19 protein-coding genes are annotated in these 26,462 nt (G+C 72.0%); 5 read left to right on the top strand and 14 right to left on the bottom strand.

All coding sequences use genetic code 11. The features are described from left to right. Window positions 1-62: 62 nt before the first annotated feature. Complete coding sequence (locus tag OG559_RS27185) at window positions 63-1,409, bottom strand: carotenoid oxygenase family protein (protein ID WP_405108781.1); 1,347 nt, start codon at window positions 1,407-1,409, stop codon at window positions 63-65. Between the two features lie 96 nt (window positions 1,410-1,505). Between OG559_RS27185 and OG559_RS27180 the strand changes: the two genes are divergently transcribed. Continuing rightward, window positions 1,506-2,156, top strand: a complete 651-nt coding sequence (locus OG559_RS27180; protein ID WP_405108778.1) for a TetR-like C-terminal domain-containing protein — start codon at window positions 1,506-1,508, stop codon at window positions 2,154-2,156. 218 nt (window positions 2,157-2,374) lie between these two features. Continuing rightward, window positions 2,375-3,916, top strand: coding sequence for a GMC family oxidoreductase (locus OG559_RS27175; RefSeq protein ID WP_405108775.1), 1,542 nt, complete (start codon window positions 2,375-2,377; stop codon window positions 3,914-3,916). A gap of 377 nt (window positions 3,917-4,293) precedes the next feature. On the opposite strand, the gene OG559_RS27170 is transcribed toward OG559_RS27175, so the two are convergent. The 5 genes from OG559_RS27170 to OG559_RS27150 all read right to left on the bottom strand — a co-directional run bounded on the left by OG559_RS27170 (window position 4,294) and on the right by OG559_RS27150 (window position 9,345). Beyond that, window positions 4,294-4,824: a pyridoxamine 5'-phosphate oxidase family protein gene (locus OG559_RS27170; protein WP_405108772.1), complete on the bottom strand. Its 531-nt coding sequence runs from the start codon at window positions 4,822-4,824 to the stop codon at window positions 4,294-4,296. Window positions 4,825-5,179: 355 nt separating this feature from the next. Then, complete coding sequence (locus tag OG559_RS27165) at window positions 5,180-6,643, bottom strand: MFS transporter (RefSeq protein ID WP_405108769.1); 1,464 nt, start codon at window positions 6,641-6,643, stop codon at window positions 5,180-5,182. A 210-nt stretch (window positions 6,644-6,853) separates the two neighbouring features. After that, window positions 6,854-7,654 (bottom strand): SDR family NAD(P)-dependent oxidoreductase, encoded by an 801-nt coding sequence (locus tag OG559_RS27160; protein ID WP_405108766.1) that lies wholly within the window; start codon window positions 7,652-7,654, stop codon window positions 6,854-6,856. A 96-nt stretch (window positions 7,655-7,750) separates the two neighbouring features. Further along, on the bottom strand, window positions 7,751-9,010 hold the full coding sequence (locus OG559_RS27155; RefSeq protein WP_405108763.1) for an RNA polymerase sigma factor: 1,260 nt from the start codon (window positions 9,008-9,010) through the stop codon (window positions 7,751-7,753). Beyond that, the gene (locus OG559_RS27150) at window positions 9,007-9,345 is read right to left on the bottom strand and encodes a YciI family protein (protein ID WP_350888380.1); all 339 of its coding nucleotides are present in this window, start codon (window positions 9,343-9,345) and stop codon (window positions 9,007-9,009) included. Before OG559_RS27150 ends, OG559_RS27155 begins: the two co-directional genes overlap by 4 nt. A gap of 234 nt (window positions 9,346-9,579) precedes the next feature. Here OG559_RS27150 and OG559_RS27145 point away from each other — a divergent pair, with 234 nt between their 5' ends. Together OG559_RS27145 and OG559_RS27140 are read left to right on the top strand one after the other, a co-directional pair. Continuing rightward, window positions 9,580-10,464, top strand: coding sequence for an alpha/beta fold hydrolase (locus OG559_RS27145; RefSeq protein ID WP_405108760.1), 885 nt, complete (start codon window positions 9,580-9,582; stop codon window positions 10,462-10,464). 124 nt (window positions 10,465-10,588) lie between these two features. Continuing rightward, window positions 10,589-11,455, top strand: coding sequence for a helix-turn-helix transcriptional regulator (locus OG559_RS27140; protein ID WP_405108757.1), 867 nt, complete (start codon window positions 10,589-10,591; stop codon window positions 11,453-11,455). Between the two features lie 235 nt (window positions 11,456-11,690). On the opposite strand, the gene OG559_RS27135 is transcribed toward OG559_RS27140, so the two are convergent. Then, the gene (locus OG559_RS27135; RefSeq protein WP_405108754.1) at window positions 11,691-12,443 is read right to left on the bottom strand and encodes a DUF899 domain-containing protein; all 753 of its coding nucleotides are present in this window, start codon (window positions 12,441-12,443) and stop codon (window positions 11,691-11,693) included. A gap of 228 nt (window positions 12,444-12,671) precedes the next feature. Here OG559_RS27135 and OG559_RS27130 point away from each other — a divergent pair, with 228 nt between their 5' ends. Then, entirely contained in the window at window positions 12,672-13,856 is a 1,185-nt protein-coding gene (locus OG559_RS27130; RefSeq protein WP_405108751.1) for an acyl-CoA dehydrogenase family protein, read from the top strand. Between the two features lie 69 nt (window positions 13,857-13,925). Here the strand turns inward: OG559_RS27130 and OG559_RS27125 are convergent, their stop codons facing one another. The 7 genes from OG559_RS27125 to OG559_RS27095 form a co-directional block, all read right to left on the bottom strand. After that, entirely contained in the window at window positions 13,926-14,708 is a 783-nt protein-coding gene (locus OG559_RS27125) for an inositol monophosphatase family protein (protein ID WP_405108748.1), read from the bottom strand. 85 nt (window positions 14,709-14,793) lie between these two features. Further along, window positions 14,794-15,048, bottom strand: a complete 255-nt coding sequence (locus OG559_RS27120; protein WP_405108745.1) for a hypothetical protein — start codon at window positions 15,046-15,048, stop codon at window positions 14,794-14,796. Next, the gene (locus tag OG559_RS27115; RefSeq protein WP_405108742.1) at window positions 15,045-15,335 is read right to left on the bottom strand and encodes a DivIVA domain-containing protein; all 291 of its coding nucleotides are present in this window, start codon (window positions 15,333-15,335) and stop codon (window positions 15,045-15,047) included. The genes OG559_RS27120 and OG559_RS27115 overlap by 4 nt, the downstream gene beginning before the upstream one ends. A gap of 489 nt (window positions 15,336-15,824) precedes the next feature. Continuing rightward, window positions 15,825-16,730, bottom strand: coding sequence for a bile acid:sodium symporter family protein (locus OG559_RS27110; protein ID WP_405117003.1), 906 nt, complete (start codon window positions 16,728-16,730; stop codon window positions 15,825-15,827). A gap of 136 nt (window positions 16,731-16,866) precedes the next feature. Next, a complete protein-coding gene (locus OG559_RS27105; RefSeq protein WP_405108739.1) occupies window positions 16,867-17,748 on the bottom strand; it encodes a serine/threonine-protein kinase in 882 nt (293 codons plus the stop codon). Window positions 17,749-17,803: 55 nt separating this feature from the next. Beyond that, window positions 17,804-19,984: a UvrD-helicase domain-containing protein gene (locus OG559_RS27100; protein WP_405108736.1), complete on the bottom strand. Its 2,181-nt coding sequence runs from the start codon at window positions 19,982-19,984 to the stop codon at window positions 17,804-17,806. Further along, window positions 19,981-26,406, bottom strand: a complete 6,426-nt coding sequence (locus tag OG559_RS27095; RefSeq protein ID WP_405108733.1) for a DEAD/DEAH box helicase — start codon at window positions 26,404-26,406, stop codon at window positions 19,981-19,983. Before OG559_RS27095 ends, OG559_RS27100 begins: the two co-directional genes overlap by 4 nt. Window positions 26,407-26,462 lie beyond the last annotated feature (56 nt).

The following is a 26,462-nucleotide window of genomic DNA, read 5'->3' as shown; positions in this document are numbered from 1 at the left end:
CCTCCAAATTGCTCAGTTGCTGTCGGCAATCTGCCTCTTCCCGGCGCCACCCGGGTGACGGCTCAGGACACGAGCCAGTTGGCGTGGAACCCGCTGGGCACCCGGCCCGGCAGGTGTACGACGGCGACCGGCGGGCCGGCGAAGTCGCCCGCGTCGAGCACGACGAGGTCGCTGCGGTCGGTCCGACCGTCGTAGACGTAGGTCAGCAGCCAGCCGTCGTCCTCGGCGGACAGCGGCCCGCGCGGGACGAACACCGCCTCACCCGCCTCGCGGTACGGCCCGAAGTCGTGCACCGCGACCTCGCGGCGCACCATGTCGTGGCGCAGCAGCGCCGAGCCGCCCAGCACCCCGGCCCCGGACTGCATGGCCACGGTGTAGGCGTACCGGTGCGGCATCGTCTTGCGGCGGTCGTCGATGCGGGGGAACTCCTGCGGGATGTCGTCGAGCTGCTCGGCGCCGACGGTGCCGCGGGTCAGGTCCAGCGTCCAGCGCCACAGCGTCGGGGCGGACTCGCCCGGGGCGTGCAGGTCGCGGTCGAAGACCCGGTCGTAGCGCACCACGTCGACCACGCACCGGTCGTCGACCTCGTAGGCGTTGACGGGGTGGAAGACGTAGCAGGGGTCGACGTCGAACCAGCGCACGTCGGCGCCGCGCCCCTCACGCGGGAGCAGCCCGAGCCGGGCCGGCCGCTGCGGCGACCACGCGTACGGGAAGCGTGAGCCCGCCCGGGCCAGCGCCGGGTTGAAGGTGACCGGCAGGTCGAACAGCACCGAGTGCCGGTCGGTCAGCGCCAGCGAGTGCATCAGTGGCGGGCCGGACACCTCGATCCGCTCGCTGCGGCGCACCCGCCCCTCGGGGGTCAGCACGAGGTGCTCGACGTACGGCAGCTCGTGGTAGTAGCCGACGGCGAACAGCTCTCCGGTGACCGGGTCGCACTCGGCGTGCGCGGCGAAGCCGTGCGGCAGGGTGGCGTCGAAGTCGATCCGGGCCACGGAGTCCAGCTCGTCGTCGAGCTCGACGGGCAGCACCCCTGCCTCGCCGAGGGCCAGGGTGCGCCCGCCATGCCGGATGATGTTGGCGTTGGCGTTGTCGGACAGCCCGTGCCGCGGGCCGGGCAGGGCGAGCTCGCCCAGGGCACGGGTGGTGCGGTCGGTGCGGATCCACCGGTTGCGGTACCACAGCGCACGGCCCTCGCGCAGGCGCACCCCGTGCGCCATGCCGTCGCCGACCAGGGCGTGGCCGGACCGGTCGCCGCCCATCGGGTTCGGCCCGATCCGGACGAAGCAGCCGTTCAACTCGGCGGGCAGCCGGCCGGTGACCACCAGGTCGAGCTCGGTCGCCTCGGCGGCGACGGGGCGCCGGCTGTCGTGCTGGGGCAGGGTCTGGGGGGCGAGGGCGACGACGCTCATTGGGACCTCCACGAGCTGGCGCGATCTTTTGGTGTATCGCAGTTACGTAACAGCGTTACTTCAACGAACGTACGCCGGGCATGAGATCATGTCAATGTGAGTCCGCGCCGGATCGACCCGCAGTTGGCGACCACCCTGCTGGAGGCCGCAGCCCGGCTGCTGGCCGAGGAGGGTGCCGCCGGCCTCACCACGCGCCGCCTCGCCGCCGCGGTGGGCGCCTCGACCACGGCCGTCTACACGCACTTCGGCGGCATGGACAACCTGGTCCGGGCGATGGTGCACGAGGGCTTCGCACGGCTGCACCGGCGGATGTCCACGGTGCGGGCCACCCCCGACGCGGTCGCCGACGTGATGGCCCTCGGGTACGCGTACCGGGCCAACTCGCTCGACCACCCGCAGCTCTACCAGGTCATGTTCGGCAGCGCGGCGCTCGGCGGGTTCGCCCTCGCCGACGGCGACCGGCAGCACGGCAAGTACACCCTCCAGCCGCTGGTCGACGCGGTGGCCCGGGCCACCGAGCAGGGCCGGTTCCGCGCCGGCGACCCGCTGCTGGTCGCGCAGAACATGTGGATCGCCCTGCACGGGCTGGTCAGCCTCGAACTCGGCGGCTACCTGATCGACCCGTACGACGCCGACGTGTGCTTCGAGGCGCAACTGCGCGCGCTGATGGTCGGCGCGGGCGACGAGTACGAGGCGACGGCCACCTCCCTCGCCCGGGCCCGGCGGCGGCGCTCCCCGCGCACCTGAGACGCCCGCACCGCCGGCCCCGACGGCACGGCGGCGGCCTCCTGACGGAACGCGCCCCCGGGAACGCCCGGGGGCCGGTGAGCAACGGCGGAGAAGCGACGGGCGGAGCCCGGTGTGATGCTCGTGGCGGGTCCCGAGCACGTTCGCAATGGAAGCGCATCCACTCCTGTGGGTCAGTCCGACAGGATCGCCAACCCTCCACGTACCGAAGGACGCCGATGATGCACGGAATCGATTATCTCGTGGTCGGGTCCGGCTCCGCCGGAGCAGCGCTGGCCGCCCGGCTGAGCGAGGATCCCCACCGCAAGGTCCTGCTGCTGGAGGCAGGCCCCGACTTCGCCACGGTCGCCGACACGCCACCCGACCTGCTCAACGGCAGCGCGATGTCGATGGACATCCACGACTGGCACTTCAAGGCCGAGATCACCGACCGGCGGCGGATCATCTACCCGCGCGGGAAGGTCACCGGCGGGTCCTCCGCGGTCGGCGCGACCATCGCGCTGCGCGGCAATCCGGTGAACTTCAACGAGTGGGCCGAGATGGGCAACCCGGCCTGGGCCTGGGACGAGGTGCTGCCGTTCTACAAGCGGCTCGAGGACGACCAGGACTTCGACAACGAGTACCACGGCAAGGGCGGCCCCATCCCGATCCGGCGGTTCACGGGCGACGAGCTGGCCCCGGTGCAGCAGGTGTTCCAGGACGCCTGCCTCAAGGCCGGCTTCCCCGCCATCGAGGACCACAACCACCCGGAGGCCAGCGGTGTCGGCCCGATGCCGTCGAACCGTCGCGGCAGCAACCGGTTCTCCACGGCGATGGGGTACCTGCCCGAGGCCCGCGGCCGGGAGAACCTGGAGATCCGGTCCGGAGTCCAGGTCAACCGGGTGCTGTTCGCCGGCAACCGGGCGCGCGGCGTCGAGGTGGCCAAGCCCGGCGGCGGCACCGAGGTGATCGAGGCCGGCGCCGTCGTGCTGGCCGCGGGCGCGGTCAACTCCCCGGCCATCCTCATGCGCTCGGGCATCGGGCCCGCCGGCGACCTGCGGCGGTTGGGCATCAACGTGCTGCTGGACCGCCCCGGGGTGGGCGCCGACCTGATCGACCACCCGCGCACCGGCGCGTTCATGGTGCCCGAGCCGGGCACGTTCAACCCCGACGACGCCTTCCTCCAGATGCTGCTGCGCACCACCGCACCGGGATCCACGGAGTTCAACGACCTCCAGTACTACATGATCAATCACTTCGACCTGACCCTCTTCCCCGAGCTGCAGATGCTGGCCGCGGCGAAGACGATCTTCGGGGTGATGGTCGTGCACCAGCGGCCGGAGTCCCGGGGGCGGCTCACCCTCACCTCGGCCGACCCCACCGCACCGCCGGACGTCGTGCTCAACTTCCTCGACACCGAGAACGACATCCAGACCCTCATCGCCGCCGTGCGCCAGTGCTGGCAGTTCATGCAGACGGCGGGCATCCAGGACAAGGGCCAGCGGTTCGTCGTGCTCGGCGAGGAGATGGCCGAGGACGACGAGCTGATGCGCCACTACGTCCGGCTCAGCCTGGACAGCGGCTACCACCCCGTCGGCACCGCCCGGATGGGCGCGGTCGGCGACGAGGGCGCGGTGGTCGACGAGCGGCTGCGGGTGCACGGCATCGAGGGCCTGTACGTCTGCGACGCCTCCGTCATGCCGTCGATCGTCAACTGCAACACCAACCTCACCTCGATCATGATCGGTGAGCGCCTCGCCGACTGGCTCAGGCAGTCCTGACCGGTCGTACCGGACACGGGCGTCCCGCGCGGTGTGAGTCCCGCGGGGCGCCCGTCGTGCTGCCCTGCCCCGCCGGGGGGCAGGGCCTCAGCGCCGCTCCCGGAGAGACAGACCCCGCACGGCAGCCACCGTAGGCCTGAACCCGCGCGTGCCCGGTCCTGCTGCTGGCGTCCGCGACGTCGACGGCCGTCCGCCGAACGGGCCGCCCGCCGGGTGGCGGACGGCCCGGGAGACGGACGGCCCGGGTGGCGGACGGCCCGGGAGACGGACGGCCCGGGAGACGGACGGCCCGGGAGGCGGACGTGCGGCGCACAGAGCCCTCAGCGGGCCGGAGCGGGCGGATGGACCGCCCTCGGCCGGACCGGTGCACGGCCGGGTCAGTGCACCGGATCCGGGGACGCCCCGTGGGCGGGGGCGTTGACCTCGACCGGCGGTGGGAACCGGGTGACGAAGTCGCACACGGTCACGTGGGTCGGCACGATCGTGACCAGGGCCATCTCTCTGGTGTGCTCGCGCTTGCTGCGCTCCCACTCCGGCACGTTGTGCTCACCGATCATCCGGCGGGACGCGTCGATGTGCACCTGGGGCAGCCCTTGCGCTACCTCGATCGAGGCCGTGCCGCGGACCAGCATCATCAGCGGCGTGTAGTCGGCGACCGGCGCACCGAGCGCCGCCGCGACCTTCGTGCGGGGCTCAGCCGCCATGGTGTCCACGGTGAAGGACACCTGCGGATGCGCCGCGATCGCCCTGACCTTGTACGCCGTGGTCGGGCTGGCGAAGACGAAGGCCCTGCCGTTCCACACGTAGGCGACCGGGATCGAGCGTGGATGGCCGTCCAGCCCCACGTACCCGAGCCGCATCAGGATCGGCGCCTCCAGCAGGATCCGCACCACCGGGTCAGTGTTCACCAGACGCGCTATCTCCGGATGGTCCATGAGTGCCCCTTCCGTACGAGCGGAGCGACGACGGCGGAGACCGCGTCCACTCCGTCACGGTGCGCACCCTCCGCCGCGGTCCGATCTCCCGCGCCTCCGGGTGGGCATGTCCACACTGACCAAGTTTGGCGAGGCGTGGAGGACGCTCCTTCTCTGAGCGTGCCTACCCGCACGAATCCCCGTCCCGGCAATCGCGGCGACAGCGGCGAGGCCGCCGGCGGGCGGTCATCATCGATGAACCATCCGCCGGCGGCCTCGCCGGTCAACAGTCTCGGCATCCGGCCGAGGGAGGTGGATCAGCCGCTACGGCGGACCCTGGTGCCGGCCCCTAGACCGGGTTCTCGCTGACGGTGCGCGGCACCGGCACCGGCGCGGGCTGCTGCGCCTCGGGGGTCAGCTCCGGCTCCTGCCGCCCGGTGGCCGACGGCCCGGCGGTGGTGCCCCGGTCGCGCAGGCCGAACCAGATCAGCGCCACGGACACCAGGATCACGACGATCTGCACCTGCATGGCGAGGTGGACGCCGTCGAGCACGTCGGTGCGGGCGGCGACGATCGCCCCGAAGATCGGAATGCCGATGGTGACCGCGATCTGCTGGGCCAGGGTGGCCAGGCCCGTCGCCAGGCCCTGCTGCGAGTCGTCCAGCCCGGAGGTGGCGGTCACCGTGTAGGCGACGACGGCCGTGACGTGCCCGAAGTACATCAGGAACAGCGACGGGACGATCAGCAGGAGGCTCGGGGTGCTCGAGGTGCCGGTCAGCAGCAGCGGGACGGTGGTCAGCCCCTGCACGAGCAGGCCCACGGCGAGCACGTTGCGGTAGCCGTAGCGGCCGATCATCCGCCCGGCGATGACGCCGGCGATGACGGCCACCAGGCCCGGCACGCCGAACACCAGTCCGGTGGTGAACGGCTCCATCTTGAGCACGTCCTGCATGTAGAGGGTGAGGCCGAAGTTGATGCCGCTGGCCATCACGAAGGCGACCATGCCGCCGAAGTTGCCCCACTTGATGTTCGGCCGGTTGAGCAGGGTCAGCGACACCAGGGGCGCCTTGGCCTTCAGCTCGACGAACCAGAAGGCGGCGATGAGCACCGCGCCGATGGCGAGCGCGATCCAGTTCTGCATGCTCACGCCGTACACTAGGGCGAGCAGGCCGGCGGTGACCGTGACGGCGCCCGGCACGTCCAGCTTGACGCCGGTCGGACGGACGCTTTCCTTGATCACCAGCGGGGTCAGCACCATGATGGCGACCGCCACCGGCACGTTGATCCAGAATGCCCAGCGCCAGTCCAGGGCACTGACCAGGCTGCCACCGACCAGGGCACCGACGGTGAAGCCACCGGAGAGCAGCGCGCCGTTGAGGCCGAGCACCCGGGCGCGGGCCCGCTCGTCGGACACGGTCGTGATCAGCAGTGCCATCGCGGCCGGGATGGCGATCGCGTTGGCGAAGCCCTGGAGCACCCGGGCGCTCAGCAGCATCGTGGCGTTGGTCGCGAAGCCGCCGAGCAGCGAGGCCACGGTGAGCAGCGCGATGCCGGTCAGGAACAGCCGCCGCCGGCCGAACAGGTCGGCGATCCGGCCGAACAGGAGCGTGAAGCCGGCCGCGGGCAGCGCGTACGCGCTGGCGACCCAGGGAAGGTCGGCCAGGCTGAGCCCGACGCCCTCACCCATCCGCGGCAGGGCCACGTTGAGGATGGAGAAGTCGACCGACAACATGAACTGCGCGCCGAGCAATACGAAAAGGGCAAGTTTTTGCGCGGAGCTGAGCTGCTCCGACGTGCTCTGATTCTCCGCCATGATTACAAACACTAGGTAGCCACGGTCGGGGTACCCATCTCCCTGCCGTGCGTACCACTGGCAGTGGCACCCTGAGCACTCGCCGTGGGGGCCCACCCAACGCTACCCCGCCCCGGCCCTCTTCGAGCTTGCTCTATTTCTCACATGGCGAGGAAAGCCGGCCGCCCGGGTGCGACCTCGCACCCGGGCGGCCGTCCGTCGGTCAGTCGGTCAGTCGACGAGGACTCCACACCCGACGGTGGTGATCGATCCGGTGAGCCCGCTGGACAGGTCCGAGGCGAGGTACACCGCGGTGCCGGCGACGTCGGCCAGGGTCACCGCCCGGCCCAGCAGCGGGTCGGGCATGCCGGGCTTGGCAGCCAGCATGTCCTCCAGCGTCGCCCCGTTCGCCTCGGCCGCGCGCCGCCACGTGTCGCGGACGTACGAGCCGTGCTGCACGCTCTCCGGGATGGCGTCGGGCCGCAGGCAGACCACCCGCACCCCGAACTGGCCCACCTCCCCGGCCAGCTCCCGGGAGAGCGACTCGATGCCGGCGCAGGCCACGCCGAACCCACCCGAGGGCATCGGGGCCCGGGCCGCCGATGTGGACAGGATGACGATGGCCCCGGAACGCTGCTCGACCATCCGCCGCGCCGCCGCCGTGGAGGTGAGGAACTGGGTGCGGACGAAGGTGTTCATCGGCATCAGGAAGTCGTCCAGGTCCAGCTCGCGCAGCGGGACGCCCTGCACGTGGTCCAGGCCGACGGCGTTGAACGAGACGTCGATGCCCCCGGCCTGCTCGGCGACCAGCGCCGCGTGCTCGTCGACCGACTCCTGGTCGAGCGCGTCGACCTGGTGGGCGTACGCCCGGCCGCCCTCGGCGGTGATCTCCTTGGCGACCATCTCGACCCGGTCGAGGTGGCGGCCGGCCAGGTAGACGGTGGCGCCCTCGCGGGCGAAGGCGCGCGACACCGCGCCGCCCAGCGCGCCCGCGGCGCCGTAGACGATCGCGGTCCTGCTCTCCAGCAACATGTCTGAATCCCCTCGTCGTGGGCCGGGCCGGCGGTACCGGACCGGGTTCGTCAGACCGACGGGCAGCTCTTGGGGAAATATACATTTTCTGGTGCTTTATTTTGCTTGGTCCCGGGGCGGGCCGGTCACCTCCGCCAACCGCCCCCGCAGGTACCGGCGCTCGGCGTCGTTGCCGGCCAGGTCGAGCGCCCGCCGATACGCCCCGGCCGCCTCGCCGTGCCGGTCCAGCCGGCGCAGCAGATCCGCGCGGACGGCCGGGACGAGGTGGTTCCCGGCCAGCTCGCCCGAGCGCTCCACCTGCTCCAGCAGCGCCAGGCCCCGCTGCGGGCCGTGCGCCATCCCGACCGCCACCGCCCGGTTGAGCTGCACCACGGCCGACGGCGCCAGCTCCGCCAGCTCGGCGTAGAGCCCGGCGATCTGGGCCCAGTCGGTGCGCGCAGCGTCCGGGGCGGTGGCGTGGCAGGCCACGATCGCCGCCTGGACCTGGTACGGGCCGGGCCGGCCGCGGCGCAGGGCCCGGTCCAGCAGGCCCACCCCCTCGGCCACCCGGCCCTGGTCCCACCGCCGGCGGTCCTGCCGCTCCAGCGGCACCAGGTCGCCGTGGGCGTCGGTCCGGGCGTCGCGCCGGGCCTCGTGCAACAGCAGCAGCGCGAGCAGGCCGAGCGTCTCCGGGTCGTCGGGCAGCAGCCGGGCCAGCAGCCGGGCCAGGCGGACCGCCTCCGCGCACAGCCCGCGCCGCACCAGGTCCGCGCCGGCCGTGGCCGCGTACCCCTCGGTGAACAGCAGGTACAGCACCGCGCGCACCGCCGTGGCCCGCCCGGGCAGCTCGGCGGCCGGTGGCAGCTCGCAGCGCAGGCCGGCGTCGCGGACGCTGCGCCGGGCCCGCACCAGCCGCTGGGCCAGGGTTCCCGGCGGGGCCAGCAGGGCGCGGGCGATCTCCGCCGGGCCGAGCCCCACGACGGTACGCAGGGTCAGCGCGACCTGCGACGGCAACGACAGCGCGGGGTGGCAGCAGGTGAAGATCAGGCGTAGCTGGACGTCCCGGATCAGGGATGGCACCGGCGGCAGCTCGTCGTACGCCGGGAGGATGGCCGCCGCCTCGCGCAGCCGGGCGGCGCGTACGGTCTCGTGGCGCAGCCGGTCGACGGCCCGGTTGCGCGCCACGGTGGTCAGCCACGCCCCGGGCCGGCGCGGCACGCCCTCGCGCCGCCAACGCTCCAGCGCGGCGGCGAACGCCTCCTGCACGCAGTCCTCGGCCAGGCTCCGGTCCCGGGTGAGGTCGACGAGGCCGCCGACGAGTTGGTGGTACTCCCGGCGGAACGCGCCGGCCACCGCGGCGTCGACGGTGAAGGTCACCAGGTCCAGACCGGCCTCACCTCGATGGCGCCCAGCTCGGCGAACGGGTGCAGGGCGGCGAGTTCGGTCGCCTCGTCGAGGTCCGCGCAGTTCAGCAGGACGAACCCGCCCACCTGCTCCCGGGCCTCGACGAACGGCCCGTCGGTGACCAGCGTGCCCTCGGCCCGGGTGCGGACGGTCCGGCCGGCGCGGCCGGGGCGCAGCCGCTGCCCGCCCGCGAACGCTCCTCGCCGGCGCACCTCGTCCAGCCAGGCCCGGTGCCGGGGATGTTCGTCGATCTCCGCCGGGCTCAGCTCGCCGGTCTCGTCGTGAAAGATCACCAGTGCGTACTCCACGGTCCCCCTCCCAGGTCCGCGCAATACAACGACGGGGAGACCGGGACGGACGCGACCACCCGGTCTTTCACCGGATCGGAGGACATCCCGGTCGATGCCGCACGAGGGGCGGCGAGTCGTGGTACGGGCAGCACGCACGGAGAAAGTCGTGGTACGGGCAGCACGCACGGAGAAGCGGGGCACCGTCGGCTCGGCCAGTCTTGGATCAATCCATGCCCGCCGAGGAGGCATCCCATGCGTCAATCACAGGTCACCGTCAACGGTGTCGACATCGCATACCGTGAGCTGGGCGAGGGGCCGCTGGCCCTGCTGGTGCACGGCTTCCCGTTCACGCCCAACTCGTTCCGGCACCTGATGCCGGTGCTGGCCGACGCCGGCTACCGGGCCGTGGCCCCGTGGACCCGCGGCTTCGCCCCCAGCTCGGTCCCGCCGCCCGGCGGCGAACACCTCCGCGACATGGCGGCCGACGTCAACGCCCTGCACCAGGTCCTGGGTGGGGACGAGCGGGCCGTGCTGATCGGGCACGACTTCGGGGCGGCCAGCTGCTGGGCCGCAGTGGTGCAGGAGCCGCAGCGGTGGTCGCGGCTGGTCGCCTGCGACGTGCCGCCGTTCCAGTTCTTCGGCGAGTACCTGCTCGACCCCCGGGGCATCAACATCCAGGCCCACTTCTGGTTCTTCCAGATGGCCGCCGCCAACGAGCTGGTCGCCGCCAACGACCTTGCCTTCCTGGAGTTCATGCTGCACAAGTACTCAAGGGACGGCTACGACGTCACCCAGGACCTGGCCGACATCCGGGCCGCCCTCGGCACCCCGGAGAACCTGAACGCCGCACTCGGCATGTACCGCACCAACTTCCCCGCCGCGACGTTCGGCGGCCCCGAGTGGGCCGCCGAACAGGCCGCGCTGTGGGGGGCCCTGCCGAGCCAGCCGACGCTGAACATCTTCGGCGTCCAGGACGTCGCCTTCGGGATGAACGAGGAGAAGCTCGCCCGGATCGTCGAGGCGCTGCCGAAGGGCTCGGCCGGCGCGCTGGTCCCCGACTCGCGGCACGTCCCACTCACCGAGCAGCCGGACATCACCAACGACCACATCATGCGCTTCCTGGCGGAGACGGCCTGACCTGTCCGGACGGCTGACCCCGGCCGGGCGCGGCGGATTCCCCTCCCCGCCCGGTCGGAAACCGTTGGTACTTCTACGGTGGGTACCACTGACAGTGTCATGGTGGTCCGTCATACTGAGTCGCATGAATCCGCTCGGCGAGTTCCTCCGATCGCGACGCGGTGTCATCCGGCCGCAGGACGCCGGCCTGGCCCGCTACGGCGAGCGCCGGCGGGTCTCCGGGCTACGCCGCGAGGAGCTGGCCCAGCTCGCCGGGGTCAGCGTCTCCTATTACACCCGGCTGGAGCAGGGCCAGGCGCACAACGTGTCCGACGAGGTGCTCGACGCGGTCGCCCGAGCGTTGCAGCTCGGCGGCAACGAGCGGGCGCACCTGTTCACGCTGGCCCGCCCCGGCCGGACGGCGCCCGAGCGGGCGGTCCGGGCCAGCTCGGCGCCGCCGGCCCTGCGCCAGATGCTCGCGATGATGCCCGACGTGCCGGCGATGGTGCTCAGCGCCGCGACCGACGTGCACACCTGGAACCCGCTGGGCCACGCCCTGCTCGCCTGGCACCTCGACGAGGCGCCCAACATGAGCCGGTCGGTCTTCCTCGACCCCCGGATGCGCGAGCTGTACGCAGACTGGCCGGGCAAGGCCCGCTCCGTGGTGGCGTACCTGCGGATGGCCGTGGGCCGCTACCGCGACGACCGCCGGGTCGTCGGGCTGGTCGAGGAGCTGCTGTCGCGCAGCCCGGAGTTCGCCGGGATGTGGGCCGAGCACCCGGTCAGCACCTGCGAGACGATGACCTACGACATGGCCCACCCGGTGGTCGGCGCGCTGACGGTCAACCAGCACACGCTGCGGCTGGAGGAGGCCCCGAACCTGATGCTGGTGACCTTCACCGTCGAGGCCGGCTCCCCGTCGGCTGCGGCGCTGCGGATGCTCGGCGGTGTCCCCCGGCGCGGCGCGGCCCCGGTGCCGGCCCAGCGGCACAGCGTCGCCGTCCCCTCCTGATCCCGCGCGCCGCCCCGGCACGGCCCGAACGGACCGCGACCCGAACGACGCACGGCTTGGAACGACGCACGAGCCGAACGACACAGGGCCCGGGCACCGCGCCGTCGCGGCGACCCGGGGCCGGGCGTCCTGTCCCACGCGCGACGGCGGCCGGCTCCCGGCGACGGCCGAAGCCGCCGGCCGGGAACCGGCCGCCGCGGACGGTAAGGTGCCGCCGCACCCCACCGCGCGGCCGTCACTGCGTCGCGGTCTCCGTCGGCTGCTGCTCGGCCGGGCTCTCGTGGCGCACCTGGAACTTGTTCAGCCCGGTCCACCAGTTCTCGCCCGGGTTGGCGGCCTGCTCGGCGTCGTAGCGGTCGTGGTGCCGCCACCAGTCCCACGGGTGCGCCAACTCCTCCTCCTGCCGGCCCAGCGGGGTGACGTCGAGGTAGTTGTAGGTGTTGATGAACACCTCGCCGCCCCGGTCGAACACCGAGCTGGCGTGGAAGATCTTCTCGCCCTCGCGGATGAAGGAGCTGACCGCCGGCAGCTCGCCCTTCTCCATGGTGACGTTGAAGTCGTAGTTGAAGTCGCTGCCGTACGAGGACACCCACGGGATGTGGGCCCAGCCCATCCGGGCCTTGAACTGCTCGATCTTCTCCAGCGGAGCCCGGGCGATCATCACGAACGAGGTGTCCCGAGCGTGCATGTGCGACAGGTCCCCGACGTTGTCGGCCTGCATCGAGCAGCCGACGCAGCCCTCCTTCGCGTCCGGGGCGAACATGAAGTGCCGGACGAGCAGCTGGCGGCGCCCCTGGAACAGTTCGAGCAGCGTCACCTCACCGGTGGGCGAGGCGAACACGTACTCCTTCTCCACCGGCACCACGGGCATGGCCCGGCGCGCGGCGCTGAGCTGGTCCCGGGCGCGGGTCAGCGCCTTCTCCTCCTCCAGCAGCCTTTCCCGGGCAGTGGTCCATTCCTCACGCGAGACGATCTGCGGAAAACTCATCGTTCCTCCCTCGACGGTCGCCGCCGGCCCACACGAAGACCGGGCGACACCTGCGACCCTGACACGGCCACGGAGGGGCCGACTTCTCCGCTCGTGCCTTTTTCACCGGCCGAACCCGCACCGGCAACGAGCAATCCGGAAGAGGCCGCGGCAGCCGGGATGTGACAGCGTCGATGGCGCTTGGCAGACAGGATCCCGATCGATCCGGTCGCCCGTTGAGGAGGACATGTGCCCACGATCACCGAAGCACCCAGCCGCGAGGAACTCGTCCAGCGCGCCGCGGATCTCGTCCCGCTGATCCGCAAACACGCGGCGTGGCAGGAGGAGAACCGTCGCCTCCACGACGAGACGGTGGCCGCGATCGAGGAGGCCGGGCTGTTCAAGCTCCGCACGCCCCGCCGCTACGGCGGGTACGAGGTGGACACCCGCACGCTCGTGGCGGTCGCCACCGAGCTGGGCCGGGGCGACGCCAGCACCGCCTGGGTCACCTCCGTGCTGTGGATCCCCACCTGGCTCGCCGGCCTGTTCCCCGACGAGGCCCAGGACGAGGTGTTCGCCACCCCCAACGCCCGGGTGTGCGGCACCAACAGCGTCGGCGGCACGGCCGTCCCCACCGACGGGGGCGTCGTCGTCAACGGCAGCTGGCACTTCATCAGCGGGGCGCACCACGCGCAGTGGCAGGAGATCGCCGCGGTCCTGCTGCGCCCGGACGCCGAGCCGGAGCCGATCATGGCGCTGATCCCGATCGGCAGCCTGGAGATCGTCGACGACTGGTACACCACCGGCCTGACCGCCACCGGCAGCGTCACCACGGTGGCCCGCGACGTGTTCGTGCCGAGCAGCCACATCATCCCGATGAGCGCGGCCATGATCCCGCAGGGCCTGTCACAGGGCAACGCCGACTCTGCCGTCTGGCGCACCCCGGCCGCGCTGAACGCGGCGGCGTCCGGCGTGGGCGCGGCGGTCGGCGTGGCCAAGTCCGCGCGCGACGAGTTCCTCGACCGGCTCCCCGGCCGGGGGATCACCTACACCAACTACGAGAACCAGAGCGAGGCGCCGGTCACCCACCTGAAGATCGGCACCGCGCTCATGAAGATCGACCAGGCCGAGTTCCACGCGTACCACGCCGCCGACCTGGTCGACAGCAAGGCGGCCAGCGGCGCGGAGTGGACGCTGGAGGAGCGGGCCCGGGTCCGCGCCGACCACGGCTGGGCCACCCGGCTGGCCAAGGAGGCGGTGGACATCTTCGCCTCCGCCAGCGGCGGCTCGTCCATCTACCGTGACGTGCCGATCCAACGGATCGCCCGGGACGTCAACGCGATGAGCCTGCACGGGCTCATCAACGCCGACACCAACACCGAGCTGTACGGCCGGGTCGTCTGCGGCCTGGGCCCGAACACCCTCTTCCTCTGAGCCTTCCCCGACGTGGCGAGCCGCCCGGCGCAACCCCCACGCCGGGCGGCTCGTCACACTTTTCGGCGGTCAGCCCAGCGCGGCGACCCGGGGCCGGAGATCGTCGATCAGCTCCGGCGGCGCGGCGAGCACCCGGCTGCCGTTCACCTCGACGGCCGCGCCGGCCTCGGTGGCGATCACCAGGCCGGCGGCCCAGTCCCAGCGGAAGGCGCGATCCTCGACGTACGCGTCGCAGCGCCCGGCGGCCACCCAGCACAGGGCCAGCGCGGTGGAACCGAGCATCCGCACCCCGCGTACGTCACCGGCGAGGTCGGCCACGACGGCCGCCTGCACCCTGCGGTGGGCGACGTCGTACGCGTACCCGCTGGCGAGGATGACCTCGTCGAGGGCGGTGCCGGCGGGCCGGGCCAGCGGGCTGTCGCCCAGGTACGCGCCCCGGCCCCGGACGGCGTGGAACAGCTCGTCGTGCACCGGGTCGAGGATCACCCCGACGACCGGCTGCCAGCCGCCGGCCGTCTCCACCTCGCAGGCCACGCTGACGCACCAGAACGGCATCCCGGACACGTAGTTCACGGTGCCGTCCAGCGGGTCCAGCACCCAGCGCAGCCCGGAGCCACCGACGTGGCCGCTGCCCTCCTCGGCCAGGATGCCGTCGTCGGGCCGGCGGGCGCGCAGCAGCTCGACGATCCGCGCCTCGCTGGCCCGGTCCGCGTCGCTCACCGGGTCGGTGGACGCCGTCTTGTAGTCGACCCGGCCGTGGTCGCCGAAGCGCAGCAGCAGCTCCCGCCCGCCGAGACGCGCCGCCTCCTCGGCGACCCGCCGGCAGTCGTCCAGGTCAGCGTCACTGATCATCGCGCTCTCCTCGCCACGTTCGGGGACGATCATGATCGTCGCACCGGGGCGGGCCGGACACCACTCACCCCCGTGAACCCGGCCCTCAGCGGCGCAGGCGGCGGGCACAGGGGCCGTCGTGCTCGGCGCGCAGCAGGCAGCGCCGGCCGCCGCCGGGCATCCGCCGGTCGCAGAAGACCCGGTGGCGTACGTTCTGGTCGTCCTCGGAGGACACGGTGGTCTCCCCGGGGTCGGCGTGCGGCAGCACGAGCAGCCACCGGCCGACCAGCCGGGCCAGCCGCTGCGCGGCGGCCAGGTCGACGGCGACGACGGGCAGGTGGACGACGTACCGCCGGGTCACCGGCGCCGGTCCGGGTCGGTGGACGGGGCCGCCTCGCGGCGGCACAGCGCATACGTGAGCCGGGCGGCCTCCCGGCGGCTGGCGCCGAGCGCGGCGTAGGCGCCGGCCAGATCGGCGGCGACCCGGTCGAGAAAGGCGTACACGTCGTCGGGGTCCAGGCCGCGGCGTCCGCGACCGGCGGGCCGGAAGCGGCGCTCGCGCACCTGCCACGGCAGCAGGCTGGGGTACGCGGAGGAGCGGTGCGTCGCTCCGTCCAGGTGATCCGGACGCTGGTTGCGCAGGCTCATCCGGCTCCGTCCTCTCGGCTGTCGGTGGGATGGCTGGGGGCGCGCGGCGGCCGGCACCGGGGGGATGGTCCGGCCGCCGCGTCGGGAACCAGCATGGGCCGACCGTCAGCGGAATGGCAACGACCTAAACCGCAGTTTTCCCCCATTCCGTCGACTTTCTTTCCCGTGAGCCGCAGCAGTTGCAGGAACGGCCGTGTCCGGTAGCAGAATTGCACCGCGCGCCTCCCGGCAAGGCGGTGGCGGAATGACTGTCGTCGCAGGTGGACTGTTGTGTCGTGGCGGAATCACCGACCGGCAACGTGTTCTGGCAGACAATCATCGACAGCGAATCCACCATGTTTCACCAATGGCGTCCGGATGCAACAAGATGCAACGCGGAAGAGGAGTCGCGCGCTGAGGTCGTACCACGCGAAAGAGCGCGCCCGGCGGGGTCGCCGGGCGCGCTCTTCGGTCTGTGCTCTCAATCGATCGTGCCGGCGGGGGCCCGGTTCACACCCGGCTCGGGGTCGCCGACAGGTCGCCGGTCGGGGTCGTTGCCCGCACACGGCGGGAGACGATGATGCCGAAGACAGCGGCGGTGAAGAACATGACGAAGCCGTACGTCACCGACGGCATCGCCATCGTGGAGTTGTCGAGCAGCGTCGGGCTCATTCCGATGGTGATGGCCAGGCTGGCGTTGTGCAGGCCGATCTCGAACGCCGAGGCGATCGACGCGCGCTCGCCGACCTTGAGCAGGCGCGGGCCGAAGTAGCCGACCGCCATGCTGATCAGGTTGAAGGCCACCACCGCGAGGATGATCTCCCCGAGGATGTCGAACACCTCCGCGCCCAGGCCGGCGATCACACCGGAGATCATCACGATCAGCGCCACCACCGAGAGGATCTTGACAGTGCGCTCCATGCGCTGTGCGGCGGCGGTGAACTTCGCGCGGATGACCATGCCGATGGCGATCGGGATCAGGACCAGGGCGAACACCTGGATCACCTTGTCGAACTGGAGGCCGAGCGAGCTGTCCGATCCGACGAAGGCCGACACCGACAGGTTCACGATGATCGGCAGCGTGAACAGCGCCAGCACCGAGTTCACCGCGGTCAGCGAGATGTTGAGCGCCAGGTCGCCCTTGAACAGGTGGCTGTAGAGGCTGGCCGTGCTGCCGCCGGGCGAGGCGGCGAGCAGCATCATGCCGACCGCCAGCTCGGGGCGCAGGTTGAACGCGACCACCAGGCCCAGGCAGATCGCCGGCAGGATCAGCATCTGGGCGACCAGGCAGACCACCATCGCCTTGGGGTATTTCACCACCCGGCGGAAGTCCTCGAGGGTCAGGGTGAGTCCGAGCCCGAGCATGACGATGCCCACGATGATGGGAAAAAGCAGGAGTACCGAATCGCTACTCATGATCACTCTGCCTTCTGGTCGTAAGAGATCCATGAGTTTCACATCGGCGATCGACACCACACTTCTCAAAACTTGCCCTGTGCGGAGCCGGTATCCGCGCCAGGTGCACAGTGGACCATGACCGCTTAAACCGGATTCATCTCCTCCCCCAGCCGGGAGCGACATCCTGATGACCGGTCCCGTCGAGGAGGAACGGCCGGAGGAGTCTCTCGACCTCGGCGGCGGACGCGGGCCGCTCGGCGGCGTTCTTGGCCAACAGGCAGAACACCAGGTGAGCCAGTTCCTCGGGCACGTCCCGCCGATGATCGAGGATGATCGGGATCGGCGCGTGCATGTGCTGCCGCAGCATGTCGAGAGCGTTCGTCGCCTCGTACGGCTTTCGTCCGGCGAGCATCTCGAACAGGATGCATCCGACGGCGTAGAGGTCGACGGCGGGACCGACAGGGCCGCCGGCGGCCTGCTCCGGTGCGATGTAGGCGGGCGTGCCGAGGGTGCTTCCGGTCGTCGTCAGGCGAGACGCCTCGGCCGGACCGAGAAGGGCGGCTACGCCGAAATCGAGGACCTTCACCACCCCGCCGGGGGTGAGCATCACGTTCTGCGGCTTGAGGTCGCGGTGCACCAGCGATGCGGCGTGGGCGGCCACCAGGACCGCACATGCCTGGGCGGCGATGGAGACCGCCTCCCCCACGTCGAGTCGTTCCTGCTCGGCGATGTGGTCGGCGAGGTCGAGCCCACGGACGAGCTGCATCACGATGTACAAGTCGTCCCCATGCTCACCCAGGTCATGCACCACCGGCACACCTGGGTGATCCAGGCGAGCGATGGCACGGGCCTCCCGCCCGAAGCGCCTGACCGCGACCTCTCGCTCGTCCTCCGGCACCTCCAGCGTGCGGAGAAACTTGATCGCCACGGCCCGGTCCAGTCGTCGGTCGTAGCCCGCCCAGACCTCCCCCATTCCGCCGCGTCCGATGGGATGCGTCAACTCGTACCGCTCGCCGATGCGGTCCCGCGCCTGCACCTCTTCTCGCCTCCCCTGGTCGCGGACCGGCCCCGGACGCCCCGGGGGCGGGCACTCACGTTAGTTGTCGCTGGACGAGGCGGCTGGTCAGGAAGGGGCTGGGCGCGCCGTGCCAGAGCACCGTCAGCCCGTCGCGGGGCCGAGTGGCGGCGACGAAGAGCAGCGACCGGTCCCGTTGGCGTTCGCGCTGGTAACGCTTTGGGTCGGTGTCGCGGTACCGGTTGATCATCTGCCGTGGCACCAGCCCGTCGCTCACGCCGGCGATGATCATGCGCTGATACTCGAGGCCCTTGAAGCGATGCATGGTGCCGACGTGGACGCCGTCGAGCTGCTTCGGGCCGTCCGGGCCGATCTCCACCACGGACAGTCCGTCGGCCTCGAGGCGGCTTATCACGTCCGCCGCCAGCTCCTTCGTGGGTACGCAGACGGCCACCGAGCCGTCGCTGGGATCGCCCCAGCTGTGCAACTGCTCGACGATCAGGTCGCGTTCCTGGGCCCAGGTCGGGGCGCCCCGGAACACCGGCCGACCGCCCCGCAGCAGGGAGCGGTACCCCGCCAGGTCTTCCTCGCCGCCGTCGAGGTCGTCGTACACCTCCCCGGTCATGATCTGAAGAGCGTCGGCCAGGATCTGTCGGGTGGTGCGGTAGCTCAGCGTGAGCCGCGACGATCGACCGCGGATGTTGACGCCGAGGCTGCTCAACGTGACGTGGTTGTCGTAGATGCGCTGATGGGTGTCGCCGGTGAGGAACATGTCGTCGGGGCCCGGAGCGACCATGGCCCGCAGCATCTTCCAGTGGGCCGCGCTGAGGTCCTGCGCCTCGTCGACGACGACGTGCCGGTAGCGCGGCCGGTAGAACCCGCCGGACGATTCGCCCGTCAGACCGTTGTTGTGCGCGGTACGGTCCATCTCGAGGCGGGCGGCCCGCTGGGCGACCTGCCGCCAGGTCCACATCCCCTGCCCCTCCAGCCAGGTGGTGAACCGCTCGGTGAGGTGCCAGATCTGGTCCCGCTCGATCCGGGTCAGGCTACGACCGCGGTTGGGGCGACGGGCCCGGAAGTACTCCGTCCGGGAGTTGAGCACCTGACCGAGGACCACCTGGATCCACTCGGCGGCCAGGAACTCGGCGTCCCAGCCGGTGTCCCCGGTCTCGACCAGGAAGTCGGCCCACAGATCGGGGACGCGGTTGTCGTCGACCACCCGCCGGCTACCGCCCGCCTTCGCCTCGGCCACCACCCGGCTGGCCAGCCGGTCGATGTTGACGATGTCGACCCGCGACACCAACTCCTGCCCGCCGAGGGCCAGCAGGCGGGTCTTCAGGTCGGCGGCGAGGTTCCGGTTGAAGGTGGTCAACAGGATGGGCCTGTCCGTCCCGGCGGGCAACTGTCGGACGAGGTGCGCGACCCGGTGCAGGGCGACGATCGTCTTGCCCGTGCCCGGCCCGCCGCCGATCCGGGCCGGCCCCTTGTACCTGCGCTCGACCAGCTTCCGCTGGGTCGGGTGGAGGAAGATCTGCCACCGCTCGAACGCCTCGCCGAGCATCGCCTGCAACGCCTCGTCGTCGGAGGTCACCTGCGTGGCGGGGCGTTCCACCGCGGCCTCGAAGTCCTCCGGATCCACCGGGTCCTCGGCGCGCACCGGGTCGGTGACCTGCCGGAGCACCTGGTCGTAGGGGGTGCCGTCGAAAAGCGCGAAGAGCACGTCGGTGGTGAGCTGTGGCGCCCGGTCGAGCAGTTCCAGCAGCTCGGCCTCGGCGGCCAGTCCACGGATCTGCGGCAACAGCGGCTCGGCGACGCCGAGTTCCAGCAGCTGGGCGTCGGTGACCGCGGCGAAGAGCGGCCTGCGGGCCGGTTCCGGCTCCTCGGCCGGCGGGACGACCCGGCCGACGATGCTGTCACCCACCGGGGCCAGGTCGACGACCTCGATGCCGCCGGTGATCCGGTTGATCCGGTACGCGTACCGGCTGAGGTCGTCGTACACCTCGCCACGGTGCTTGACCGCGACGAGCAGGTAGTCGCGTTCGGCGATGTGCAGCAGCAGGGCCCGGTAGTCCCTGCTGACCCGGGCGGACATCAGCCGGGAGTCACCGTTGAGCGACTTCAGGTGCAGCCCGGGATTCTCCGGGTTGTGCCGGAACTTGTGCATGAACTCGTAGACCGCGCCGATGTCGGCACGGGTGAGCTTCATGACCTCCTTGTCGGCGCGGTCCAGCATCCGCAGGGTTGCCCCGGTGTTCATCGACGTTCCCTCCCGCTCGTCGCCCTGATCTGTGCCGCCAGCTCGTCGACCGACCACTCCCGCGCGGTGCGCGCGTGCCAGCCGGCCTCGGCGTACGCCCGGTCGCGGTCCTCGGTCTCCGGGTCGTCGGGTGGGCCGGTGAGCACGATCGCGATGCGCTGCTCGGGCCACGCCAGCTCTGCCTGCCAGCCCTGGTCGCCGAGCTCGTAGCCGGCGACGGGCGTGGGGACGTCCTGCCGCGCGAGCTGTTGCACCAACGGCTCCAGGGTGCTCTCGTCCCGATCGAGGCAGCGCAGGATGTCCCGCCACGGCGAGGAGTCGTCGACCGGCTCCGGCCCGGCGGGCACCGGCTGCGACGCGACGCCGAGCCAGGTCGCGGTCTCCTCGTCCAGCGGCAGCGCGCGCTGGGCCAGGGCGAGCCCGGTGCCCTCGGTCACCGCCATCGACGCGGGCTCGAAGGCGTCCAGGGCCGAGGCGGCGAGCTGGCCGGCGTCGCCACCGCCGGGCAGGAGGAACTGGATGACGTTGCCCCAGGCCAGCCAGGCGGCCCAGCGTTCCCGGTGTCCCACGTCGGACACCGCGGCCGGCAGGTCGTCGAGTACGGCGAGCGCCGACCACGTCGGCAGCGGTCCGCCACGCCCGTCGACGACGACGATCACCGGGCAGTCCGCGTTGTCCCGCGCGCGGGCGACCATGATGCGGCCCGCTCTGGGAGCAGGCAGCGGCTCCCCGCGCACCGCCGCCAGCAGCCGTTCCGGCACCCCGTCGGAGTTGGTGGCCACGTTGTCCCGGGCCTGCTTGAGTAGACCGGCGAGGGTCGCTTCGGCCCTGCGCTGCCACCGGGTCGGGTCGGGGTCGGCGAGGAAACGCAGCAACTGCTCGATCGGATTCGTCCAGATGGTGTCCTCGAGCTCGTTCGGGTCCGCCCCCGGCAGGAAGCCGCGGTACCGCTCCCGGGCCGCCTGCTTGCAGACCCCGCCGTACGGGGTCCACCGTCCCTGCCCGTCGGTGCCGCCCCAGGTCTTGACGTCGTCCCAGGTGGCGGCGAAGACCAGGTAGCCGTGCGCGCGCAGCCGGGCCCGCTTCTCCGCGTCGTCGGCGAGCCTGTTGTGCTGGACGGAGGCGTGGTACTTGAAGCCGTCGAGGTAGACGACCACCTCCGGCGACGCCCCGTCAAGGCGGGTGAAGTGCACATCCGGGCGAGTGCCCCGGACGGTGTTCTGCAGCTTCATCTGCCAGTGGGTGACGCTGTGCCCGCCGTCGCGGACGAATCTCAGGTCGGCGATGCGCGCCCCGTCGTGGTCGGTGCGCCGGTCGATGCGCAGCCCGGAGCCCGGCGTCTCACCGAGGGCCAGCAGCTTGGTGAGGAAGCGCATCTCCAGTTCGCTCTCGACCTGGTGGATCAGTGAGATCTCGTGGGTGCGGATGTCCCGCTCGACGTCCCAGTTGTCGAGGAGCCGGTCGAGCATGCCGAGTGCCTCGTCGCGGCTCATCAGCGCGAACTCCTCGTTGCGGGCGTAGCGCAGGAGGCAGCGGTGGCACACCGCCTTGGCCTCGTGCCGGCAGTCGCAGTCCGCGATCCGCTGCCGGGCCAGCTCCAGCACGCGCCGGAACTCCTCCGGCTCGGCCAGCCGGTGCAGGTAGCCGGTGCCCTGCGGCTGGGTGTCGTGGACGACGACGAAGTTGCGCGTACCGTCGCTCTGCCCGTCGGGCATGGTGGCCGACACGACCTGAAGGTGCGCCGGGTCGCCGCCGTACTGGGCGGCGATGCCGAGGCGCACGGCCGCGGCGAACGAGACGAGCCGGTCCGCCACCATGGCGGTGGCCACGGGGATCAGGATGCGTAGCGCCTCGGTCTCCAGCTCGTGGGCCAGGATCAGGTCCACGTGGCTGTCGGGCGCGGCCGGCGAGCGGCGGTACGGGCACCAGGGCAGGTGGTGCTCGGCGCCCTGCGCGACGGTCGCCCCGGAGGCCTGCGCGGCGAGTTGCTGGCTGACGGCGGGGGCACCGTCGACGGTGGTGCCGCCGCACGACGTGCAGGTGTGGAACCGGTTGATCCTGACCTCGTCGCCGGCGAACGCCTCGGCGGTCCGGTCGTAGCGCTGGGCGCCGAGGTTGAACCGGCGGATCACGGCGTGCCGGCTGTAGTCGACGCCGAAGGTGTCGTGCGCGTGTCGCCACGAGGAGTCGACGAGGTCCGGGTCGATGTCGACGGCCGTGGCGGTGGCGTAGAAGCGGCGAACCCGGTCGTCGCTGTCGTCGCGGATCCGCGCGTCGTCGCGCTTGTCGCGGCTGCGCACCCGGGTCGGCCGGAGCACCTGGAACAGCCGCCCGTGGTCGGCGATGCCCCGGTCCTTGCAGCGCGGGCAGGCGCTGGTGTCCTCCTTCGCCAGGTGGGTACGGACGTAGCCGCACTGGGCGCAGACCCGCCATTGCTCGTACGCGGGCCGGTCGGCGGGGCCCACGTCGAGGCCGGAGATCTCGTGCCGGTAGCCCCGGACGTAGTAGCTGTTGCCGGGGGCGATCTCCGTCAGCGCCTGCCGGGCCGGGCGGGCGTACTCCCGCAGCTCGCTGTGGTACCGGCGGTCGTCGTCGGCCTTGTCCTCCCAGGTCAGGGTGGCTTCAAGGTCTGTGCGGGAGTCGATCAGGGCGTAGTTCGGCAGCAGCCCGAACTCGACCAGGGTGCCGTGCGCGGCCGCGCCGCCGACCTCCCGCAGCCGGCGGCGGACCGCGCCCGCCTCGGCCTTGAGCATCCTCATCTCGCGGGCGTGGTCCGGGTCGCTGGCCACCAGCGTCCCGAGGGCGGCGGTGATCTCCCGGAGCCGGCGCCGCAGGTCGGCCAGCCGCTCCTCCCAGGCCTCGCCGGCCTCCCTGACCCGGTGGATGATGCCGTCGCCCGCGAACTCCCGCAGCCGGTCGGCGGCGACCGGCAGGACCCTGTCGCCGAAGAGCGCGAGGAAGTCCGCGACCAGGCGTGCTCCGTCGCGCCGGCCGGCCTCGGCGAGGCCGGTGAGCCAGCCGGCCGGGCCGAACAGCACGTGCGCCCGCCGGGGCATCGGCAGCACCCCGGCCAGCCGGCCACGGGCGGCCAGGTCGATCAGGTGCGCCAGGTACTGCCGGCGCAGGATCTCCACGGCGGAGAGGAAGCAGCCGGGTGGCACGATCTGCCCGGCGATCATGTCCCGGGGGTCGGTCAGGTAGTAGCGGTCCCGCTCGGTGCGCCCGACCAGGGTCAGCACCAGCGCGTTGCCGCTGCGCCGCCCGGCCCGGCCGGCCCGCTGGACGTAGTTGGCCGGCCCGTGCGGGAGCGAGGCCAGCACCACCGCGGAGAGCGCCCCGATGTCGATGCCCATCTCCAGGGTGGGCGTGCAGGAAAGCACATTCGGGTCGGTGTACCGGGTGCCGTCGCGGAACTGCTGCTCCACGGTCTCCCGCTGGCGGCGGGTGAGCATGCCGGTGTGCTCGCCGGTCACCACGCGGAAGACCGGGCTCTCCAGGTACAGCCGCCGGTAGTAGTCGTCCGGGGCGGTGTCGTCGGCTGCGGCGCGCAGGCTGCCCCGGCAGCGGTACTGCCGGCACGGCTGACCGGCCCAGTCGGCCACCCGGTCGGGGTGCTCGGTCTGCTGCCAGTGGCAGGTGTCGCAGCCGACCCCGGCCAGCACGGCGGCCGCGTCGCCGAGCCGGGTGACCCGCAGGTGGCCGGGCAGCAGCCCGTACACCGTGTTGCCGTCCTCGGTGTCGCCGGCGGCGACCACGTCGGCGGCGGCCAGCGCCGGCAGCAGCCGGGTGAGGTAGCCGGCGGCGTCGCCGAGGTCAAGGCCGAGGCAGCGCGACGTCCAGTCCTGGTACCAGTTCCCGCGCGCGGTGATCGCGTCGAACTCGGAGCGGGACTTCGGCGTCGCGAGCAGGAACGCGGGCGCGGAGAGACCCCGGGGAAACGCCGGCATGCCGGCTGGGCGGCCGCCCCAGACCTGCCATCGGGTCCCGCCCCGCCTCAGGTACGGCCTGAGCCACTCGTGGTAAACCGCCCCCCGGGTCCGCAGCCGCTCCAGCAGGCCGCGCAGGAAGGCCAGATAGCGGGCGTCGTCCGGCGGGGCGGCGTCGAGCTGGCCGGGGCCGGTCAGGTGCACGTCCCGGCAGATCGCGGCGGCGCGGGAGGGGTCGTCGAGGGCTACCTCCACGGCGACGCCGCGGGTCAGCTCCAGGGTCCGGCCCTGCCGGGAGCGCAGCCCGGTCTCCATGACGGTGGCGAAGACGAGCCGCTCGCTGATCAGCTCCCAGGTCTCCCGGCTGCCCGCCTGCTCCCCGAGTAGTTCCTTGACGCCCGGCTGGTCGTGCAGGTCGGGCGGGACGACGGTGGCGAGGACCTCCCGCTTCGCCGCCGCCTGGACCATGTCGACGACGAGGTCGTCGAGCCCGACCGCCTCGCCGGGTCGCAGCTGGTCGGCCAGCAGAGAGCGCAGCGAGAAGGCGTACGACCGGTTCGCGACGAAGCCGGCGCGGTGCGCGGCGTCCTGGACCGAGTCGTTGAACAGCAGCGTCCTGCGCTCCGCTTCGTCCAGCTCCCCGCCGGTGAAGAGCTGGGTGATCGCCACCGAGGCGAGGGTGGCCAGGCCGGCGCCGAGGAACCGGATGCCGTGGTCGAGCAGGCAGGACGGGCAGCGGTCCTTCTCCGCCCCGTCGACGCCGATGAGGTCGCCGAGCACGACGAGCTCGTCGTCGCCCAACTCCCGGTCGCGGTGGGGGTCGAAGGGGCGCACCCGCCGGCCGTACTCCAACACCAGCAGGCCGGCCGGGCGCTGCCGTACCTCGTCGTCGGTCGCGGCGATCAGCGCGCGGACCCGGCGCTTGTCCCGGCCGACGCTGGCCCGGTAGATCTTGTCCGGGTCGGTCTCCAGCTCCTGCGGGTCCTTCTCCGGCGACAGCGCCATCCAGCCGGACCGGCCGCAGTGTCGACAGTAGACAGCCGGCAGCCGGGGGTGGCGGTTGTCGGCGACCACCGCGTCGGCGTCGGGCGCGTAGGGGTCCAGCTCGCGCGGGGCCTCGCCGTACCAGCCGAAGGCGGCCTGGCGGGAGGTGCCGCGCAGCAGCCGGGAGACCGCGCGCACCCACAGATGGGTCTCGATGTTGAGCAGCGGCTGGCGCGGCTTCTCCGGGTTGCGCGCCATCGCGAGCAGGCCGACGAACCGGGCCAGCGCCTTGGCGGTGATCTCGGGCCGCGTCCTCATCGCGCTGCCCCAGCCGGTGGCGTTCTTGCGGGGCAACACCTCGATGATCTCTTCGAGGGTGCACGGCCGGGCCTGTAGCGAGTCGAGGACCGCCTTGGTGAGTGGATGCTGCCGCAGCAGTTCGCCGAGGCGGGCCGGGTTGTCCACGCAGCGCTCGCCGAGCATCAGCTCGGCAATCTCGGCCATCATGGCGCCGGTGTCGCGGTCGTCGACAGCGGCGAGCTCCTCCGGGCTGGGCAGCGGCAGGCCGAAGTCCTGGTAGCGCACGAACTCGCCGGGCTCGTAGCGGTCCTCCCCCACCAGGGAACTGGCGTCGAAGGTGACGCCGAAGACCTGCTCGGCGACCTCGCGGATTGCCGTGCGCCCGTCCCGGCCGCCTCCCTCGCCCAGCGTCGCGGAGGTGGCCACCGGGCAGATCGGCCCGAGCGGGCGGCCCGGCTCGGCGAGGCCCAGCGCGGCGGCGAGGCGGCGCAGCAGCATTGCCACGTCGGTGCCCTGCGCGCCGTCGTAGGTGTGGAACTCGTCGAGCACCACATACGCCGGCTCGGCCCCCTCCCACAGCGGCAGATCCTCGGCGCGTTGGAGCAGCAGGTCCAGCATCTTGTAATTGGTGATGAGAATGTCGGGCGGGGTGCGGCGCATCTCCGAGCGCTTGGTGAACACGTGCGGGTACTCGATCTCCGCGACGTCGCCGATGTAGAGACCGGCGGTGATGCCGTGCAGCGCCGGGTCGGCGAGCAGCCCGTCCACGCGCTTGGTCTGGTCGGTGGCCAGGGCGTTCATCGGGTAGAGCAGGATCGCCTTGATGCCGGCCCTACCCTGCTGCCGCTGCCGGCGGCAGTGGTCCAGCACCGGGATCAGGAACGACTCGGTCTTGCCGGAGCCGGTGCCGGTGGTGATCAGGGTCGGCTCGGCCGCCCTGCCCTTCGTCGACAGCCGGGCGAACGCCGCCGCCTGGTGCACCCAGGGAGCGAAGTCGGCGGGCGCCCAGTCCAGGCCCGCGCGCCAGTCGCCTTCGGCCCCCCGGAAGGGGGTGCGGATTCGCAGGTACGGCCCGCGGAAAATGCCCTGCTCGGGGTGGGAGAGGAAGCCCTCAAGACCTTGGCGTACGCCGTCCTCGGTGAGGCCGAAGGTGGTGGTCAGGTACTGGGTGAGGGTCCGGCGCAGGGTATCGGCGGCGATGGTCGGCCTCATGAGCGAATCACCCGGGGCATGCTACGTCAGCATCCACAGTGGTAGGTCTTTGATCA

Origin of the sequence: Micromonospora sp. NBC_01405, assembly GCF_045040155.1 — a bacterium.
GTDB lineage: Bacteria > Actinomycetota > Actinomycetes > Mycobacteriales > Micromonosporaceae > Micromonospora.
The sequence above is the reverse complement of the archived record's forward strand: the minus strand, read 5'-3'. Positions and strand labels throughout refer to the sequence as shown.

Coding starts and splice junctions, on each gene's coding strand:
- OG559_RS27185 (WP_405108781.1), bottom strand. CDS start 1,409: ATGAGCGTCGTCGCCCTCGCCCCCCAGACCCTGCCCCAGCACGACAGC.
- OG559_RS27175 (WP_405108775.1), top strand. CDS start 2,375: ATGATGCACGGAATCGATTATCTCGTGGTCGGGTCCGGCTCCGCCGGA.
- OG559_RS27165 (WP_405108769.1), bottom strand. CDS start 6,643: ATGGCGGAGAATCAGAGCACGTCGGAGCAGCTCAGCTCCGCGCAAAAA.
- OG559_RS27160 (WP_405108766.1), bottom strand. CDS start 7,654: ATGTTGCTGGAGAGCAGGACCGCGATCGTCTACGGCGCCGCGGGCGCG.
- OG559_RS27145 (WP_405108760.1), top strand. CDS start 9,580: ATGCGTCAATCACAGGTCACCGTCAACGGTGTCGACATCGCATACCGT.
- OG559_RS27140 (WP_405108757.1), top strand. CDS start 10,589: ATGAATCCGCTCGGCGAGTTCCTCCGATCGCGACGCGGTGTCATCCGG.
- OG559_RS27135 (WP_405108754.1), bottom strand. CDS start 12,443: ATGAGTTTTCCGCAGATCGTCTCGCGTGAGGAATGGACCACTGCCCGG.
- OG559_RS27125 (WP_405108748.1), bottom strand. CDS start 14,708: ATGATCAGTGACGCTGACCTGGACGACTGCCGGCGGGTCGCCGAGGAG.
- OG559_RS27115 (WP_405108742.1), bottom strand. CDS start 15,335: ATGAGCCTGCGCAACCAGCGTCCGGATCACCTGGACGGAGCGACGCAC.
- OG559_RS27110 (WP_405117003.1), bottom strand. CDS start 16,730: ATGAGTAGCGATTCGGTACTCCTGCTTTTTCCCATCATCGTGGGCATC.
- OG559_RS27100 (WP_405108736.1), bottom strand. CDS start 19,984: ATGAACACCGGGGCAACCCTGCGGATGCTGGACCGCGCCGACAAGGAG.
- OG559_RS27095 (WP_405108733.1), bottom strand. CDS start 26,406: ATGAGGCCGACCATCGCCGCCGATACCCTGCGCCGGACCCTCACCCAG.